General features: G+C 68.5%; 14 protein-coding genes. 5 read left to right on the plus strand and 9 right to left on the minus strand.

The features are described from left to right. Window positions 1–134: 134 nt before the first annotated feature. The 4 genes from ACIHAO_RS33180 to ACIHAO_RS33195 are packed head-to-tail and all read right to left on the minus strand — an operon-like array spanning window position 135 to window position 3550. Entirely contained in the window at window positions 135–737 is a 603-nt protein-coding gene (locus tag ACIHAO_RS33180) for a hypothetical protein (RefSeq protein ID WP_396564575.1), read from the minus strand. Window positions 738–750: 13 nt separating this feature from the next. Continuing rightward, entirely contained in the window at window positions 751–1971 is a 1221-nt protein-coding gene (locus ACIHAO_RS33185) for a hypothetical protein (protein WP_396564577.1), read from the minus strand. 21 nt (window positions 1972–1992) lie between these two features. Continuing rightward, complete coding sequence (locus tag ACIHAO_RS33190; protein ID WP_396564579.1) at window positions 1993–2766, minus strand: ESX secretion-associated protein EspG; 774 nt, start codon at window positions 2764–2766, stop codon at window positions 1993–1995. Then, window positions 2759–3550, minus strand: a complete 792-nt coding sequence (locus ACIHAO_RS33195) for an ESX secretion-associated protein EspG (RefSeq protein WP_396564581.1) — start codon at window positions 3548–3550, stop codon at window positions 2759–2761. The genes ACIHAO_RS33190 and ACIHAO_RS33195 overlap by 8 nt, the downstream gene beginning before the upstream one ends. 112 nt (window positions 3551–3662) lie before the next feature. On the opposite strand from ACIHAO_RS33195, the gene ACIHAO_RS33200 reads away from it, so the two are divergent. From ACIHAO_RS33200 to ACIHAO_RS33210, 3 genes are read left to right on the plus strand one after another with little or no spacing between them, the layout of a single operon-like run. Next, window positions 3663–4253, plus strand: a complete 591-nt coding sequence (locus ACIHAO_RS33200) for a TetR/AcrR family transcriptional regulator (protein ID WP_396564583.1) — start codon at window positions 3663–3665, stop codon at window positions 4251–4253. 4 nt (window positions 4254–4257) lie between these two features. After that, the gene (locus tag ACIHAO_RS33205; RefSeq protein ID WP_396564585.1) at window positions 4258–4884 is read left to right on the plus strand and encodes a VC0807 family protein; all 627 of its coding nucleotides are present in this window, start codon (window positions 4258–4260) and stop codon (window positions 4882–4884) included. Between the two features lie 11 nt (window positions 4885–4895). Then, window positions 4896–6413 carry a carboxylesterase/lipase family protein gene (locus tag ACIHAO_RS33210; protein ID WP_396564587.1) on the plus strand — a complete coding sequence of 506 codons (1518 nt, stop codon included), beginning with the start codon at window positions 4896–4898 and terminating at the stop codon, window positions 6411–6413. A gap of 81 nt (window positions 6414–6494) precedes the next feature. Here the strand turns inward: ACIHAO_RS33210 and topA are convergent, their stop codons facing one another. After that, complete coding sequence (gene topA, locus ACIHAO_RS33215; RefSeq protein ID WP_396564589.1) at window positions 6495–9392, minus strand: type I DNA topoisomerase; 2898 nt, start codon at window positions 9390–9392, stop codon at window positions 6495–6497. A gap of 268 nt (window positions 9393–9660) precedes the next feature. Between topA and ACIHAO_RS33220 the strand changes: the two genes are divergently transcribed. Further along, window positions 9661–10473 carry a serine protease gene (locus tag ACIHAO_RS33220; protein ID WP_125786201.1) on the plus strand — a complete coding sequence of 271 codons (813 nt, stop codon included), beginning with the start codon at window positions 9661–9663 and terminating at the stop codon, window positions 10471–10473. 195 nt (window positions 10474–10668) lie between these two features. Here the strand turns inward: ACIHAO_RS33220 and ACIHAO_RS33225 are convergent, their stop codons facing one another. The 4 genes from ACIHAO_RS33225 to ACIHAO_RS33240 all read right to left on the minus strand — a co-directional run bounded on the left by ACIHAO_RS33225 (window position 10669) and on the right by ACIHAO_RS33240 (window position 14922). Continuing rightward, window positions 10669–11283 carry a hypothetical protein gene (locus ACIHAO_RS33225; protein WP_396564592.1) on the minus strand — a complete coding sequence of 205 codons (615 nt, stop codon included), beginning with the start codon at window positions 11281–11283 and terminating at the stop codon, window positions 10669–10671. Between the two features lie 34 nt (window positions 11284–11317). Further along, window positions 11318–11902 carry a hypothetical protein gene (locus ACIHAO_RS33230; protein ID WP_396564594.1) on the minus strand — a complete coding sequence of 195 codons (585 nt, stop codon included), beginning with the start codon at window positions 11900–11902 and terminating at the stop codon, window positions 11318–11320. A gap of 91 nt (window positions 11903–11993) precedes the next feature. Beyond that, a complete protein-coding gene (locus ACIHAO_RS33235; protein ID WP_396564596.1) occupies window positions 11994–12545 on the minus strand; it encodes a hypothetical protein in 552 nt (183 codons plus the stop codon). A gap of 115 nt (window positions 12546–12660) precedes the next feature. Continuing rightward, entirely contained in the window at window positions 12661–14922 is a 2262-nt protein-coding gene (locus tag ACIHAO_RS33240; protein ID WP_396564598.1) for a sodium-translocating pyrophosphatase, read from the minus strand. 319 nt (window positions 14923–15241) lie between these two features. On the opposite strand from ACIHAO_RS33240, the gene ACIHAO_RS33245 reads away from it, so the two are divergent. After that, window positions 15242–17707, plus strand: coding sequence for a DEAD/DEAH box helicase (locus ACIHAO_RS33245; RefSeq protein WP_396564600.1), 2466 nt, complete (start codon window positions 15242–15244; stop codon window positions 17705–17707). Window positions 17708–17717: the final 10 nt, after the last annotated feature.

The raw sequence follows: 17717 nt of genomic DNA on the forward strand, positions 1-17717 counted from the left end.
TACGCCCACCCCACTAGTCACGCGGCGCCGAGGTGCGACCCGGGTCAACGCCGGGTCCCCCGACCGTATGGCCAGGGTATCCCGATGGGTGAGGTCCGTCCGGACGGCCCCGTCCGGCGCAAGCGCCGGACGGGTTACCCGAAGATCCCCGTGATGCTGTTGAACAGGCTGGACAGCAGCTGGATGGCGAGGATCGCGAAGACGATCATGAGGGCGACCGCGATCATCACGCCCGCGGTGTTCGACGACGGCTTGCCGAGCCTCGGCATCTGCATGGAACGCTTGGCACGCCGTACTTCGACCTCGGCCTCTTCGTCGACCTCGACCGGCTCTTCCTGCTTCAGGCGGCGCGGTGGGCGGATCAGTTGAGACGGCCTCGACGGCCAGGTCCGCTGTTGGGGCAGGATCCCGATCGGCGCAGCGCCCTGCTCACCGACCGTGCTGACGATCTCGGTGGGCGGCCGGACGCCGCCGGGGTTTCCGGCGGGCTGCTCGTCCGCGAGCATGGCCGCGTTGACCATCCTGCTGACGACTTCGGGGTCGTGCTGGACCGGTCCCGGCACCTGCACGTGGACGTCGTCGGCCCCGGCCGACGGATTCGCTTGGGCCGCGGTGCCGGTCGTGACCAGCCCGGACAGGGGGTCGGCGAACGTGTCGCCCGGAGGATCTGCCTGAGTGCCATCGCCTTTCACGAAGTCGGGGGCATCGAAGAAGGGAGTTCCGCCCTTCCCGCTCATGGTGACCACCTCACTACGGAATGTCCTCTGCTTCCAGGGTAACCACCTCGGCTCGTCGCACATCCGCCCAATGGGCCAGATAAATGTCACGCGCCGCGAGGCTGATCTTCACATCCTCCAACAAAGGTTCGAAGAAAGAACGCCGGTACCGGGCATCTGTCGCGGTTGATGCGGCGAAGTACAGGCCGGAGAAAACGGCGAGGAAGACGGAGACGTTGACGAGCGCGGAACTCACCGGAAGAGGGACACCCAGGAGTGTGCCGGGCGCCGATTCGCGGCCGGCGAACTCGGTCACCACCTCCGGCCGGAGGATCAGCACCCCGAACACGACGAAGAACGCGAACACCAGCACCCCGAAGGCCACGATCTGCACCGCCTGGGCGAAGAACAGCACCAAGGCGATGTTCAAGCGCTCGATCTTCGTCAGCGCGCGCCGATCGGGCGGGGGTGTGTCGTCGTCGAACGGCGTGCCGCGCAGGGCGGGCGCCCCGGGTTCCACGGTCCAGGACTTCAGCTCCTTGATCTCGTCGGACAGCATCGACGCGAGGAACACCGCGCCGATCAGCACGAGGAAGCCGACCACCAGCCACAACCGGCCGGGGGTCAGCCGTTCCACGGCCTGCCACAGCTCGGCGGTGAAGAAGCTGAACATCACCACCAGCAGAAGCAGCGGCAGCGCCCGCGACGCCAGCGTGCCGATGGCCCTGACCTGCGCGACCGCGCTCCGCGCCGCCCAGGTCAGGATCGAGCCGACGCCGATCCGGACCAGCAGCATCAGCACGGCCAGCGCGACGAGATTGGCCAGGATGGCCGCCCAAAGCGGGTTCTCCCACGACACGAGCCCGGTGAGCCGCTCGCCGAGCGGCAGTACGAGCAGCCAAAAACCGATCGTCGCCGCCATGACGGCCAACCGGACCCGGGTGCGGTGCAGCGCCCGGAGCAGTTTCGCCATCAGGCGCCCGGCGATCACCGGCACGACGACCACGGCGAACGTCAACGCCAGCACACCGAGGACGTACGCGACACCGCTCTCGCGCATCCGGGCCGCCAGCACGTCCTCGGGGACGTCGAGCAGCTTCAGCAGCCCGGCCAGCAGCAGGTCGAGCAGGCTCAGGAACACCAGCCCGGGCGTCGAACGGCGCAACATGCCCGCTCCACGCCTCCGCCGGTGGATGACCATCGGCAGCCCTCGCCGCCGGAACCACGCGTCGGCCGCCCGCCGGTCCAGGTCCATGCCCGCCCCCCTCGTCCACGGCTACGTCCGGCTCAAGTCCACCGCCTCGTGCAGCCAGCCCGCCAGTGCCCGGCGGTCCATTCCACCGAACATCAGCCACCCTTCGGAAGGGGCGGCGTACAACACGAACCTCCCCAGATCGTTGTCGATGATCACGAAGCCGTAGTCCGGGTACTCGGCGTTCAGCCCGCCGAAGGCGACCAGATCGAGGATCGCCGTGCCGGTCCGCGGCCGGTTCAGCATGTCTCCGACCAGGCCGACCTCCTCGTCCTGGCCGGGCAGCGGCACGCCGTGCTCGTCGATCCTGATGCGCATGAGCTCGGTGTCACCGGCGGGGACGTGCGGGAGCCCGCCGAACACCCGGGCTCCCAGCTCGCCGAAATCGCTCAGGCTGAACGTGGTCCGCCGCCCCGACCGCATCCGCCAGACGACCGCCTGATGCCCGTCGCCGTAGCAGTCGACCCGCACCGAGCGGGGCGCGGACGCGAAGACGCCGGTGAGGACGCCTCGCACCGAACCCCGCAGCATCACGCCGTGCATCTGGACCGCGGCCGGATGGATCTCGCCGTTCTCCATCAGCCCGGCCTCTTCGAGCATCGCGGCCTTGGCCGCGTACCGCTCGGCCTGGGTGACGAGATCCGCCGGCCCGTCGTAGGACGGGCACAGGCGGCGGATCTCGTCGTCGGTGATCTCCGGGTCGTAGCCCAGGTACACGCTCCGCCGCTCGGGCACCGCGCGCAGCACCGGCTCGGCGGCACGCCTCATCAGTTCCTTCACGGTCGCCGGTTCACGCATGGTTCTGCACCGCCTTCACGATCCATTGCTCGGCCGTCGACCGGCTGGCCGGGCCCCAGGTGAGCGTCCAGCGGCCGTCGCCGTCCATCGCCGCGCTGAACTGGTACCGGCCGAGGTCGTTGTCCACCAGGCCGAACGCGCCGTGCGGGTACTCGGCGAGGATGGAGTTCCGCACCGCGAGATCGACGAGGACCGTGCCGTGCCGCGGCCGCGAAGCACCCTCACGGATCACCTCGACAGCCTCGCGGGCCCGCAGCGGGATCAGCCCGCCCGCGTCCGTTTCGATGCGCACGGTCTCGCCGGTGCCCGGCGGATGGTCGGGCAGCCCGTCGAACACCCAGCCGGGCAGCGCGCTGAGGAAACCGGACCGCAGCCGCGCTCGCCTGCCGAGCTTGTTCAGCACCGTGGTGTAGTCCTCGTCGCCGAAGAACCGGACCTCCCACGGCTCCGCGCGGGACGGGAACACCCCGGTCACCACGCCGCGGATGAACCCGCCGCGCAGCGCCCGGTACAGCCCGACGGCCTCGGGCGTGACCTCACCGCCGGGGGCCAGCCCGATGGTCGCCATCCCGCTCACGAACCGGGTGTACTGCTCCACCTCCTCGGCCAGGGTGAGCCCTGGAGTCGGCTCCTCGTCGGCCAGCACCGGCGGCACGGCGAGCTCCGGGTCGTAGAACTCCATCACCGAGGGACGCTCCGGAACCTCGGCGGACAGCGGGGCGATGACCTCGTCGATGACGTCGAAGACAGCGGTCGTTGAAGTGCTCACCTGACCATTGAACACCCTGGTACCGACAATTTTTAGAACTTTTGTTCGAACGGGTGAGGTCGGTCGGCGAGCGGTCGGTGAGCGGTTTCCGGTCGACGGATTTGCTCACCTGAGCTATTTTTTGCTCATGCAAGCAAAAGCGAAGACGTTCACCGAGAGTGCGAGACGGGCACAGATCGTGGCCGCGGCCATCGAGACGATCGCCGAGCTCGGCTACACCCGCGCGTCGTTCGCCCGCATCGCGAAACAGGCGAAGCTGTCGAGCACGGGGCTCATCTCGTACCACTTCGCGAACAAGGAGGAACTCGTCCGCACGGTCCTCGAAGACGTCTTCCGCGAGATCGGCGCGTTCATGGCCGAGCGGATGAGCGAACCCGCGTCCGCGAGCGAGGCGCTGCGGACGTACCTGGAGGCGAACCTCGAATTCGCCGCTGCGCAGCCGACCCGGATGCGCGCGTTGCTGAACATCTTCCTCGGCGGCGCCCTCGACTACGACCCGGCGAACGAGCGGGCGGCGCTGGAACCGGTCGAACGGATCCTGCGCTGGGGCCAGGAGTCGGGCGAGTTCCGCGAGTTCGACGTCCACGTGATGGCGACGACGATCCGGCGTTCGGTGGAGGGCCCGGTGTTCCTACTCGCCGGAACGCCGGAACCGGACCTCACCACCTACGCGGCCGAACTGGTGACCCTCTTCGATCTCGCGACCCGGAAGCGGTGATCCCGTGCTCAGGCAGTGGGGCGTGGTGCTGCTCGAGGTCGTCGTGCCCGTCGCGAGTTACTACGTGCTTCGTGGCTTCGGCGTCAGCGCGCTGTTCGCGCTCGCCCTCTGCGCCCTGCCGACCGTTCTTTTTGTCCTCTACCGGACGATCCGGTGGCGGAAGATCGACACGCTCGCGCTCTTCGTCCTGACGATCTTCGCGATCAGCGCCGCCGCCTCGTTCGTCACCGGCAGTCCCCGGTTCATGCTGGCGAAGGCGGGTTGGGTGACCGGGGCGATCGGCGCCGGTTTCCTGGTGTCGTTGCTGTTCGCCAGGCCGCTCGTGTTCGGCATGGCCCGCTCGATGGTCGCGAAGAGCCACTTCGCGGACACCCTGCGCGCGGCCGAATGGGACGAGCTGTGGCCGCGGCACGCGTGGTTCCGGCGGGCGTGGCGGGTCGCGACCGTCCTGTGGGGTGCCGGCCTGCTCGCCGACGCCGCCGGGCGGGTCCTGCTGGCGTACACGCTGCCGGTGGACGCCGTTCCCGCCCTCGGCACCGCGCTGTACGGCGTCACGTTCGTCGCCGTGCAGGTTCTGCAACACCGCTATTTCCGCCGCGTGGGGCTGTGGCGCCGTCTCGCGGACTCCTGAAAGGACCTGTCATGCATCTCCTGCTGGCCATCGTCACCGGCCTTCTCACGATCGTCGCCCCCGCGGCTCCGCTGGTCGTGCGCACCGACGCCGGCCTGGTCCGCGGAATGGACTCCGGACCGACCCGGACGTTCAGTGGGATCAGGTTCGCCGCACCACCCGTCGGCGAGGATCGCTGGAAGCCGCCACGACCGCCCGAACCCTGGAAGGGCGTCGCCGATGCGACGAAACCAGGGGCCGCCTGCACCCAGTACCTGCCGGGCAGCGCCGAGGACTGCCTCTTCCTGAACGTCACCGTGCCGCGTGACGCGGGCAGCCGTCGGCTACCGGTGCTGGTCTGGCTACACGGCGGCGGTTACACCATGGACGCGGGAAGCCTCTACGGCGCGCGACGCCTGGCGGACCAGGGCGACGTCGTCGTGGTGACGACGAACTACCGGCTCGGCGTCTTCGGCTACTTCGGTCTTCCCGGCCTCCAGGGCTCCGGCGATTTCGGGCTCATGGACCAGCTTTCGGCGCTGCGCTGGACCCAGCGCAACATCTCCGCGTTCGGCGGCGATCCGCGGAACGTGACACTGGCCGGGCAGTCCTCGGGTGGGATGAGCACCTGCGCGCTGCTCACCTCGCCGGCCGCGGCCGGGCTGTTCGACAAGGCAGCGATCATGTCCGGCTCTTGCCTGCTGGACTGGCCGCGCGGGGGCCTGATCCCGAATCAGGAAGCACAAACGCCGTATTCACCGCTCTCCAAGACCGAAGCCGACGGTGCGGCGGTGGCCGCGACCCACGGCTGCACGGGTCCGGACACGATCGGCTGCCTGCGTCGGCTCCCGGCCGCGGATCTGCTGAAGGACCACCAGTCCTTCAGCAATCACCTGACCTATCACACCCCGTTGCTGCCGAACGATCCCGCGAAAGCCGTGCGACAAGGCGCTTTTCACCGGGTACCGGTGCTTTCTGGCGGCACGCACGACGAAATGCGCGCGTTCATCGCCGGTGTCGAGAAGCTCAAGCCCATCACCGAGGAGCGCTATCAGGAGTTCCTGCGCAAGACGTTCGGCGAGCACGCGGACGAGGTGGCGGCGAAGTATCCGTCGCGGGACTACCTTTCGCCCGCCCTGGCCTGGGCGACGGTCACCACGGACCGGTCATGGGCCTGCCCGACGGCGGAGGGGAACCGGCTGCTATCCCGGCGGACCTCCGTGCACGCCTACGAGTTCGACGACAAGAACGCGCCCAACGTCAACGGCAACGACGTGCCCACCGTGCCGCACGGCGCGGCGCACGCCCTCGACCTGGTCTCTCTGTTCGAGCTCAGCGGGGTCGAAAAGTCGCTGGACGAGGCGCAGAAACGTCTTTCGGCGCAGATGATCGTGTACTGGACCACCTTCATGCGCACAGGTGATCCGAACGGGCACGGCTCGCCGCGGTGGGACTCCGATGTCGTGCTGTCGCTCGCGCCGGACGCGATCCGTCCGGTCGCGCACGACGCCGATCACCGGTGCGGCTTCTGGGCGGGCCTTCGCTCCTGACCACCGTCCCCGCGCGCAATGAACGGTCCGTTACTTGCAAAATTTGCAAGTAACGGACCGTTCATAGCGCGCTAAAGGGAGCTACTTCGTCTTCGTGGCCGTCGAGCGCGCCGAAGGCTTCTTCGCCGTAGTCGTCTTCGCCGCCGTCGACTTGGTCGCGGTGGTCTTCTTGGCCGCGGTCGTCTTGGAGGCCGCCGTCTTCGACGCCGCCGGCTTCCGCGCCGGAGCCTTGCGCTTGGGCGCGGGGCCCTTCGCGCGCTTCTCCGCCAGCAGTTCGGCGCCGCGCTCGGCGGTCAGCTCCTCGATGCTGTCCGACTTCCGCAGCGTCGCGTTGTACTCGCCGTCGGTCACGTACGGACCGAAACGGCCGTCCTTGACCACCATCGGCTTACCCGACACCGGGTCGTCGCCCAGTTCCTTGAGCGGCGGCTTCGCGGTCGCGGACCGGCCACGCTGCTTCGGCTCCGAGTAGATCTTCAGCGCCTCTTCGAGCGTGATCGAGAACAGCTGGTCCTCGGTCGTGAGCGAACGCGAGTCCGTGCCCTTCTTCAAGTACGGCCCGTAGCGCCCGTTCTGCGCGGTGATCTCGTCGCCGGATTCCGGGTCCTTGCCGACCACGCGCGGCAGCGAGAGCAGCTTCAGCGCGTCTTCGAGGTTCATCGTCTCGATCGACATCGACTTGAACAGCGAGCCCGTCCGCGGCTTCGGCTGCTTCGCCTTCGCGGCCTTCTTCTGCGCGGCTGTCGCGCCTTCGGGCAGCGGCTCCGGCTCGGGCAGGAGCTCGGTGACGTACGGGCCGAAGCGGCCTTCCTTCGCCACGATCTCGTGCCCGCTGACCGGGTCCGTGCCGAGCACGCGGCCTTCCTGCGGCGTCGCGAACAGCTTCTCGGCGAGTTCCAGGGTCAGCTCGTCCGGCGGCAGGTCCTCGGGCAGGTTCGCCCGCTGCGACGTGCCGTCGACCTCACGCTCGAGGTACGGGCCGTAGCGGCCGACGCGCACGACGACGGTGTGGCCATCGGGGTCGCTGAACAGCGGGATCGAGTTGATCTCGCGGGCGTCGATGTCCTCGACGCCGGAGCCGACCAGCTTCTTCAGCCCGCCGAGGCGGCCGACGGAACCGTCGACGCCCATGTCGCCGCCGAAGTAGAACTTCGACAGCCACTGCGTGCGGTGCTCGTCACCGGCGGCGATGCGGTCGAGTTCGTCCTCCATGCCGGCGGTGAAGTCGTAGTCGACCAGCCGCTCGAAATGCCGCTCCATCAGGCCGATCACGGCGAACGCGACCCAGGACGGCACCAGCGCGGAACCCTTCTTCCACACGTAGCCGCGGTCCTGGATGGTCTTGATGATCGACGCGTACGTCGACGGACGGCCGATGCCCAGCTCTTCGAGCTTGCTGACCAGGCTCGGCTCCGAGTAGCGCGCCGGCGGCGACGTGGTGTGCCCGTCCGGGCTCAGGTCGGTCGCGGTCAGCGCCTGGTCCTTGACCAGCCGCGGGAGACGGCTCTGCTTGTCGTCCGCCTCGCCACCGCTCTCGGTGTCGACGGCCTCGACGTACGCCTTGAGGAACCCGGCGAAGGTGATCGTGCGCCCCGACGAGGCGAACGTGACCTCTTCGCCGCTGGTGGCCGTGCCGACGATGCGCACCGACATCGTGGTGCCCTTCGCGTCCGCCATCTGCGACGCGATCGTGCGCTGCCAGATCATCTCGTAAAGGCGGTACTCGTCGGTGTCCAGATCCTTCGCGACCTGGCCCGGCGTGCGGAAGACCTCGCCCGAGGGACGGATCGCCTCGTGGGCTTCCTGCGCGTTCTTCACCTTGCGGGTGTACTGGCGCGGCGACGGCGAGACGTATTCCTTGCCGTACAGCTGCGTCGCCTGGCTGCGCGCCGCCGAGATCGCCGACTCCGACAGCGTCGTGGAGTCGGTACGCATATAAGTGATGTAACCGTTCTCGTACAGCTTCTGCGCGATCCGCATGGTGCGCTCGGAGGTGAACCGCAGCTTGCGGCCCGCCTCCTGCTGCAGGGTCGAGGTCATGAAGGGCGCGTACGGCTTCCGCGTGTACGGCTTCTCCTCGACGCTCGCGACCTTGAAGTCACGGTTCTTCAGCGCCTCGGCCAGCCGGACCGCGTCGGCCTCGGCCAGCACGCGGATCTCGTTGTTCGAAGCCTTGAGCCGCCCGTCCGAGCCGAAGTCGCGGCCGGTGGCCAGACGCGCGCCGTCGACGGCGATCATCCTGGCCGGGAAGTTGCGCGGAGACGCGTCGGCTCCAGCGTCCATCGTCGCCGAGATGTCCCAGTACGACGCCGACGTGAAACGCATGCGCTCACGTTCCCGCTCGACCACGATCCTGGTCGCCACGGACTGCACTCGGCCCGCCGAAAGCTTCGGCATGACCTTCTTCCACAGCACGGGCGAGACCTCGTAGCCGTAGAGCCGGTCCAGGATGCGGCGGGTCTCCTGCGCGTCGACGAGGTCGCCGTCGAGCTCACGGGTGCTGTCGGCCGCGGCGCGGATCGCCTGCTCGGTGACCTCGTGGAAGACCATCCGGCGGACCGGGACCTTCGGCTTGAGGGTCTCCAGCAGATGCCACGCGATGGCCTCGCCCTCGCGGTCGGGGTCCGTGGCGAGGTAGAGCTCGTCGACGTCCTTCAGCAGGCTCTTCAGCTCGGTGACCTTGGACTTCTTGTCCGGCGTGACGACGTAGAGCGCCTTGAAGTCGTTGTCGACGTCGACACCCAGCCGTGCCCACGACTCGCCCTTGTATTGGGCGGGAACGTCGGCCGCGCCGCGGGGAAGGTCACGGATGTGTCCGACTGAGGACTCCACGACATAGTTCGCGCCGAGATACGGGGCGATCTTGCGGGCCTTGGTCGGCGACTCGACGATCACCAGCCGACGACGGCCCGCGCCGTCGTCCGACGCCGAGGTCTTCTTCGTCCGTGCTCCTGCCACGCTGTCCTGCTCTCCGCTCATCTTCGGCGCCTTCGCGCCGCCTCTCGACCCGTCAGTGTGCACGCTCGCACCGCCCGGACCACGGCTAGGTGGTGCAACACGCCGCCGATCGTGTGTCCAGCGCATCGCCGCTGACCTCGTCGATGTTTCCTTTCAACACCTAGCACGTGATGTCCGACACGTCGGCCCGGGGGCCCGCGTGATGGGGTGAACACCCTCCGTTCGACGGTGGTGGCTCACTCTCGCCAACGCTTCACTTGATGTCCACGCCGACCCGAAAGGACTCCACGTGACCCGACGACTCCTCGGCACACTGTTCGCCATGCTGACCGCGTCCGCGCTGGTCGGAACCGCACAGGCCGAAGCAGCCACGACCACTTTCGCCGGAACCGTGGCGTTGTCGAACTGCTCCGGGTCGGTGGTCAAACCACCCGAGGCGAGCCTCGACGACCCCGCCCTCGTCCTTTCCAACGGGCATTGCCTGCAAGAAGGTTTCCCGGACCCCGGAGAAGTAATCGTCAATCAGCCGTCGTCGAGGACCTTCAGCCTGCTGTCCAAGGACGGCCGTTCCTCGCTGGGCACCCTCAAGGCGAAGAAGCTGCTCTACGCGACGATGACCGACACCGACGTCTCGCTCTACCAGCTCAACACCAGCTACGCCAAGATCAAGGCGACCTACGGTATCGCCCCGCTGACACTTTCGCCGACCCGTCCGGCGGCGGGCATCGCGATGGACGTGGTGTCGGGATATTGGAAGAAGATCTACTCCTGCAACATCGACGGCTTCGTCCACGAGCTGCACGAGGCGGACTGGGTCTGGAAGGACTCGATCAGGTACACCTCGGCGTGCAAGACGATCGGCGGGACCTCGGGGTCGCCGATCATCGAGACCTCGACCGGGAAGGTCGTCGGCGTCAACAACACCGGCAACGAAAGCGGCCAGCGGTGCACGATGAACAACCCGTGCGAGGTCGACGCCGCCGGGAACGTGACCGTGCGGAAGGGCATCAACTACGGGGAGCAGACCTATCAGCTGACCTCCTGCCTTTCGCGCAGTGAACTGGACCTGTCGAACCCCAACTGCCGGGCTCCGAAGCCCTGACCGTCGAGACACCCCCGTGCAATGAAAGGCCCCTTCATAGCGAAATTTGCAATGAAGGGGCCTTTCATTGCACTTGGTCACTGCACTTGAGCCATCGCGCTTGGGTCACCGCACTTGAGTCACTGCACTTGAGTCACTGCACTTGAGCCATCGCGCTTGGGTCACCGCACTTGGTCACCGCACTTGGGTGAGGCGTCAACCAGCGCGGACCACGGGCACCAGGCTCGGCCAAGCGGGCTCCGCCCCGGCGGGCGCGTCCCCGATCAGCTCCAGCACGTGCGCGAGCCGCCTCCGCCCGGTGACCCGCAGCAACGCCTCCTCGCCACGCTGCGCCTTCGCCGGCACGCCCAGCTGGGCCAGCGCCGTGATCAGCCGCTCGTGCGTCTCCGGTGCTTCCGGGTCGAGCGCGAGCAGGTAGCCGTTGCCCTGGGGACTGCCCGCTGCCAGCGCCCACATCCTCAACATCGCACCGTCGAGCCGGAACCCGTCCGGCAGAACCTTCTTCTCTTCACCACGGCTCCAGCCCCGCTCCAGTGGCAGCAGGTCGACCCGGAACGGCGTTCTCACCAGCGGCCGCCCGCATTCGGCGGCCGAGACCTGCGCCTCGGCGCCGCGCCGACGGCATTCCCTGGCGAGGGCACCCGCCCGCCACGGCTCGTCGACCACGGCGGACAGCCGCGCGGCCGTTCGCCCGAAACCCGTCATCCGCCCGGGCCCGCACAGCACCCCGGCGAGGTCGGCGAGCCCCGGCCCGCTCGCCTCCGCCGAGAAGAGCGAGATCGTCCCGTCCACCCGCACAGAATAGAACACAAGTTCGAGTAATGGCCAGTGATGAGGCGGTGACTCAACGAGGTTGTTTGACCAATTCCTGGCAAATCGGGATCCGGCTGCTCGCCGCGGCGAGCTGAGGGACGTCGCTAAGGCCCCTGAGAAGGTCGAGGCGGTCTAGTTCGTCGAGCGACGTCCTCGCGTCGCGAAGCGCGGTTTTCGTCGCTTCGGGGTCGGTTGAGGAGTCGAGACGGTGGCGGACGTCGTCGGCGCGGGCGCGGATGCCTTCGAGCTGGACGACGGCGGCCGTTCGCGAGGTGTCGCCGCCGGCGACCGGGGCCGGACCGAGGTCCTCGAGCGCGGCGGTGGTGCGGTCCAGCCCTCGGACCACCGAGACCATCAGCTCGCTGGAGGTACGCGAAGCCTGCTGCGGCGAGCTCGGATCGACGCTGGGCAACGTCGCCAGCGTCCGGACGAGTCCGCCCGCGGCGCCGCAGTATCCCTCCGCCCAAGCGGAGGCGGGGTCGGCCTCCGACGCGCTGACCGTCGCGAGACCTTCTTGTCTGGCGTGGGAAGTCACCGCGGGCTGCTGCCCGCACCCGGCGAGGCCGAGCCCGATACCTGTTGCTAGCGCGGCAAGGACGGTGAACCGCGGCCGCACGAAAACACCTCCCGACCTGACGACTTCCCGATTGGCCCCCGACGGTACCGATACCGGTGGGCATTGCAAATCAACGTGGCGGCAAGAAGGGTCAGGAAGGCAGCTTTTTGCAGTTCGGCGCCTGCGCGGCCAGCGCTTTCAACGACGCGTTCGTTTCCAGCTGCTGGAACGGGTCGGGCATGTCGTTGATGTCGGTGCCGATCTGCCGGAAAGCCGCCGCGGCGGCCGCCACGGCCCTCTTGTCGTCTTTCGGCGCGGCGTCCAGCGCGGCCTTCGCGGCGAGGACCTCGTCCCGGATCGGCGTCAACGCGTCGACGATGCTCTTGCGTGCCGCGTCCGCTTCCGCGCTCGGTGCCTGGCCGAGCTTCCGCAATCCTGTGACCGCGTTGTCGAAACCGGGCGCGAACACCCCGAAGGCCTCGTCCATCACCCGCCGCGCGCCCGCGACGTCGTCCTGCTCGAAGTCGGGCATCGTGAAGTCACCGATCTTGGCGAAGTCGATCAGCGAACCGCAGAAACCGTCCATCCACGACCCCCCGGCCGCGGGAGCGGGAGAAGAAGGAGAAGGGGCGGCCGCCTGCTCGGCGCCACCGCAGCCCGCCAGCAGGAGAACGGCGGCGAACAGGACGATCGAACGCCTCATGGCAGGGACTCCCCCGGATCGGATCGGCGTGACGCGCAGAGATTAGCCTGCGCCGGAAAGCCGCCGGGCCCGCCACGGAAATCGTGGCGGGCCCGGCGGAACAGAACTTTCGGCGTTACGCCTTCGCTTGCGCGGGCGTGTCGGAAAGAACCGACTCGCGGCGCTTCGAGACGACGATCGCGGCGACGATGATCGCGACGGCGACCAGCGAGATCCCGATCCGGACGCCCACGTTGGCGTCCGGGCCGATCGAGAACTGCACGACCGCCGGGGCGATCAGCACCGACACCAGGTTCATCACCTTGATCAGCGGGTTGATCGCCGGACCGGCGGTGTCCTTGAACGGGTCACCCACGGTGTCACCGATGATGGTGGCCTCGTGCGCGTCCGAACCCTTGCCGCCGTGGCTTCCGTCCTCCACGAGCTTCTTCGCGTTGTCCCAAGCGCCACCGGAGTTGGCGAGGAAGATCGCCATCAGGGTGCCGGTCGCGATCGCACCGCCCAGGTAGCCGGCGAGCGCGCCGGTGCCGAGGCCGAAACCGACCGCGATCGGGGCGAAGACCGCGAGCAGACCGGGAGTGGTCAGCTCACGCAGCGAGTCGCGCGTGACGATGTCGACGACACGGCCGTACTCCGGCCGCGTGGTGCCCTCCATGATCCCCGGGATGTCGCGGAACTGGCGGCGCACTTCGTAGACGACCGCGCCGGCGGCACGGGACACCGCGTTGACCGCGAGACCGGAGAACAGGAACACGACCGCCGCGCCGATGATCACACCGACGAGCGTCTCCGGGCCGACGATGTTCGCGATGAACTCCTTGCCGTCGCCGACCGCCTTGGTGATCGCGTCCTGATAGGACCCGAACAGCGCCGTCGCCGCGAGGACCGCCGTGGCGATCGCGATGCCCTTGGTGATGGCCTTGGTGGTGTTGCCGACCGCGTCGAGCTCGGTGAGGATCTGCGCCGCGTCCTCGTCGACGTCACCCGACATCTCCGCGATGCCCTGCGCGTTGTCCGAAATCGGGCCGAAGGTGTCCATCGCGACGATGACGCCGACGGTGGTCAGCAGTCCGGTACCGGCCAGCGCCACGGCGAACAGCGCGACGCCGCCACCGACCAGGAAGGCGCCGAACACGGCCGCGGCGATGACCAGCGCGGTGTACACGGCGGACTCGAACCCGACCGAGATACCGGCCAGGATCACTGTCGCCGCACCGGTTTCCGAGGACTTGCCGACCTCCTTGACCGGCTTGTACTCGGTGCCGGTGTAGTAGCCGGTGACCTTGAGGATGACCGCGGCGAGCACGATGCCGATGATCACCGAGAGGGTCGCGATCAGCGCGGGGTTGCCGGACTTGCCGGCGAAGGCCTGGCCGAACTCGGAGAACGAACCGGGCAGGTAGACGAACGCCGCGATCGTCGAGAGCACCGCGGAAATCCCCGCGGAGATGTAGAACGAGCGGTTGATCGTGACGAGACCGCCTTCGCCCGCCTTGGCCTTGGTGATGTAGACACCGATGACCGCGGTGATCACGCCGATGGCGGGAACGATGAGCGGGAAGATCAGGCCGTGCACGCCGAAGGCGGTGCTACCCAGGATCAGTGCCGCGACGAGCATGACGGCGTACGACTCGAAGAGGTCCGCCGCCATCCCGGCGCAGTCGCCCACGTTGTCACCGACGTTGTCGGCGATGGTGGCCGCGTTGCGCGGGTCGTCCTCGGGGATGCCCTGCTCGACCTTGCCGACCAGGTCCGCGCCGACGTCGGCGGCCTTCGTGAAGATACCGCCGCCGACACGCATGAACATCGCGATCAGCGCGGCACCGAAACCGAAGCCCTCCAACACCTTCGGGGCCTGTCCGGTGTAGACCAGGACGACCACCGCGGCGCCGAAGAGGCCAAGCCCGACGGTGATCATGCCGACGACGCCACCGGTGCGGAAGGCCAGGCGCATCGCCTTCTCGCGACCGCCCGCCTCACGCGAGGCGGCCGCGACACGCAGGTTCGCCTGCGTCGCCAGCCACATGCCGAGATAGCCGATCGCGAAGGAGAATCCGGCGCCGACCAAGAAGAAGATGGACCTGCCGATCTTCTCGTTCCAGTCATCGGCCGGCAAAGCGAAGAGCAACACGAACACGATTCCCCCGAAGATCACGAGGGTGTTGCGCTGCCGTTTGAGATAGGCAGCCGCGCCTTCCTGCACTGCCTTCGCGATGTCCTGCATCTTGGAGGTGCCCTGGCCGGCGGCCAGGACCTCCTTGAGCAGAACGTAGCCGATGACCAGTGCGGCAAGGGCGACCACGGCGATCACACCGACGATGGTGTAACCACCTCCGGAGAGCGTGAGTTCGCCCTCCGCGAGGAACTGCCGGGACATTCGTCCTCCTGGAGACGTCGCCGTTGGCCAGCGACGATCCGCCGATGGAACCGGCGGCTCGCGCGCTGGCATGGGGATCTGAGCCGAACGTCACGCTAGTCGCACTGCAAGGCACGTCTCACATGACGCTCGCCACAGACGGTGTGGATTGCGGGAGTGTATTGGTAGTGGGATGGAGGGCGGCAAGGCGTCCCCGCCACCGTACGTTCCGTAATCTTGTGAGGCTGGTCACTGTATCGATCATCGGCGGGCCGATCCAGTGCTCGTTCCGTCCGGCGGCGGTCCGTTTCTGTCGGTGCGCTGTGCGAAGCTTCCGAAGGTGGACGGCACGGCGGAATCCGGTAAGGGTCGGCGGCTTCTCGACCGCGCGACGGCGGGAATCCCGGCTTCGCTGTACCCGGTCACCCATGTGGCCGAACTGCCGTCACGCCCGGCGGATTCGGTGGAGTGGCCGGAGTGGGCGGCGGCTCCGGTCGTCGAGGCGCTAAGAACGAACGGCGTAAAGGCACCGTGGCGGCATCAGGCGGCAGCCGCGTCGCTGGCCCGCGACGGCGAACACGTCGTGATCTCCACCGGCACCGCGTCGGGCAAGTCGCTCGCGTACCAGTTGCCGGTGCTCTCGGCACTGGTCGAGGACGAGCGGGCCACGGCGCTGTACCTGTCCCCGACCAAGGCACTCGGCGCCGATCAGTTGCGCGCCGTGTCCTCTTTGGACATCAAGAAGGCGCGCGCGGCGTCGTTCGACGGCGACACCCCGCTGGAAGAGCGGGACTGGGTCCGCGCGCACGCGAACTGGGTGTTCACGAACCCGGACATGCTGCACCGCGGGATCCTCTCGTCGCACGCGCGGTGGTCACGGTTCTTCCGGCGGCTCTCGTTCGTCGTCGTCGACGAATGCCACAGCTACCGCGGCGTCTTCGGTTCCCATGTGGCGTTGCTGCTGCGCAGGCTGCGAAGGGTCGCGGCGTACTACGGCGCCTCGCCGGTCTTCGTCCTCGCGTCCGCGACCACGGCGGATCCGGCGGAGTTCGCCGCGAAACTCTCCGGGCAGGACTGTGTCCCGGTCACCGAGGACGGTTCGCCGCGCGGCGCCCGCACGGTCGCGTTGTGGGAGCCCCCGCTGCTGTCCGAAATTTCGGGTGAGAACGGGGCGCCGGTGCGGCGCTCGGCCGGCGCCGAGGCTTCCCGGATCCTCGCCGAACTGGTCATCGAGGGCGCCCGCTCGCTGGCGTTCGTCCGGTCGCGGCGGGGAGCGGAGCTGACCGCGCTCGGCGCCAGGCGGATTCTGTCCGAAGTGGACAGTTCTTTGGCGGATTCCGTCGCCGCGTACCGCTCCGGATACCTGCCGGAGGAGCGGCGTGCCCTCGAAGCGGCGTTGCTCTCCGGCCGGCTGCTCGGCGTCGCGACGACGAACGCGCTCGAACTCGGCGTCGACATCGCCGGGCTGGACGCGGTGGTACTGGCCGGTTACCCGGGAACGCTCGCGTCGTTCTGGCAGCAGGCAGGCCGGGCCGGGCGCGCGGGTGACGCGGCACTTGTCGTGTTCGTGGCCCGCGACGATCCGCTGGACACCTATCTCGTGCACCATCCGGCCGCGATCCTGGACCGGCCGGTGGAGGCCGCCGTCCTCGACCCGTCGAATCCGTACGTGCTGGGGCCGCAACTGGCCTGCGCCATCGCCGAACTCCCGCTGACGGAACCGGAGGTCGCTGCCTTCGGCGGTGACGCGGCGCGTGCCGTGCTCGCCGATCTGGTCAGGGAGAAGATCATCCGGCGCCGCACGAGCGGCTGGTACTGGACTTCGCGCGACCGGCCGCATTCCGAGGTCGGCATCCGCGGTTCGGGCGGCGAGCAGATCGCCGTGGTGGAAGCCGATTCCGGCCGGATGCTGGGCACGGTCGACCCGGGTTCCGCCTGCTACGCGGTGCATCCCGGCGCGGTGTACCTGCACCAGGGTTCGTCCTACGTGGTCGACGAACTGGATCTGGAGACGGGGCTCGCCCTGGTACACGCGGAGGATCCGGACTGGAGCACGTCACCGCGCGAGATCGTCGACATCAGCGTGCTGCGCACCGAGGAGACCCGGACGCACGGCGGGGTCACGGTGAACCTCGGCGAGGTGTCGGTGAGTTCGCAAGTGGTCGGCTACTTGCGAAGGCGTCCGTCGGGTGAGGTGCTGGATCAGACCCCGCTCGACCTGCCGGAGCAGAGCCTGCACACCCGCGCCGTCTGGTACACGATCTCGGCGGAGTTGCTCGGCCTGTCCGATGGCGTGGCGGGGACCGGGGGCCATCGGCCGGGGGCCGGGGTTCTGGAGCCGGTGGGGACCGGAGGCTCCAGGGTGGGGACCGGGGAGCCTGGCGGAGCACCGGGGACGGGCGCCGGATTGGATCCGGCGCGCGTCCCCGGTGCCCTGCATGCCGCCGAGCACGCGGCGATCGGCCTGCTACCGCTGTTCGCTACGTGCGACCGCTGGGACATCGGCGGGGTGTCGACCGCGTGGCACGAAGACACCGGGGAGGCGACGGTGTTCGTGCACGATGGCCATCCCGGGGGTGCGGGATTCGCCGATCGCGGGTTTGCCGCAATTGTCCCTTGGCTGGCCGCAACGCGGGAGGCGATCGTTTCCTGCGAGTGCCCGGCCGGCTGCCCGTCCTGCGTCCAGTCGCCGAAGTGCGGGAACGGCAACGATCCGCTGGACAAGGCGGGGGCGGTGGCTGTTCTGGACACCGTGCTCGGGGCGTTGCGTCAGCACGGGTCCCGGTCCGGCCACCTGTTGGCTTGAAATTGTGGGT

The sequence above is a fragment of the Amycolatopsis sp. NPDC052450 genome (assembly GCF_044547565.1).
Lineage (GTDB): Bacteria > Actinomycetota > Actinomycetes > Mycobacteriales > Pseudonocardiaceae > Amycolatopsis.

Coding starts and splice junctions, on each gene's coding strand:
- ACIHAO_RS33240 (WP_396564598.1), bottom strand. CDS start 14,922: ATGTCCCGGCAGTTCCTCGCGGAGGGCGAACTCACGCTCTCCGGAGGT.
- ACIHAO_RS33180 (WP_396564575.1), bottom strand. CDS start 737: ATGAGCGGGAAGGGCGGAACTCCCTTCTTCGATGCCCCCGACTTCGTG.
- topA (WP_396564589.1), bottom strand. CDS start 9,392: ATGAGCGGAGAGCAGGACAGCGTGGCAGGAGCACGGACGAAGAAGACC.
- ACIHAO_RS33185 (WP_396564577.1), bottom strand. CDS start 1,971: ATGGACCTGGACCGGCGGGCGGCCGACGCGTGGTTCCGGCGGCGAGGG.
- ACIHAO_RS33235 (WP_396564596.1), bottom strand. CDS start 12,545: ATGAGGCGTTCGATCGTCCTGTTCGCCGCCGTTCTCCTGCTGGCGGGC.
- ACIHAO_RS33190 (WP_396564579.1), bottom strand. CDS start 2,766: ATGCGTGAACCGGCGACCGTGAAGGAACTGATGAGGCGTGCCGCCGAG.
- ACIHAO_RS33200 (WP_396564583.1), top strand. CDS start 3,663: ATGCAAGCAAAAGCGAAGACGTTCACCGAGAGTGCGAGACGGGCACAG.
- ACIHAO_RS33210 (WP_396564587.1), top strand. CDS start 4,896: ATGCATCTCCTGCTGGCCATCGTCACCGGCCTTCTCACGATCGTCGCC.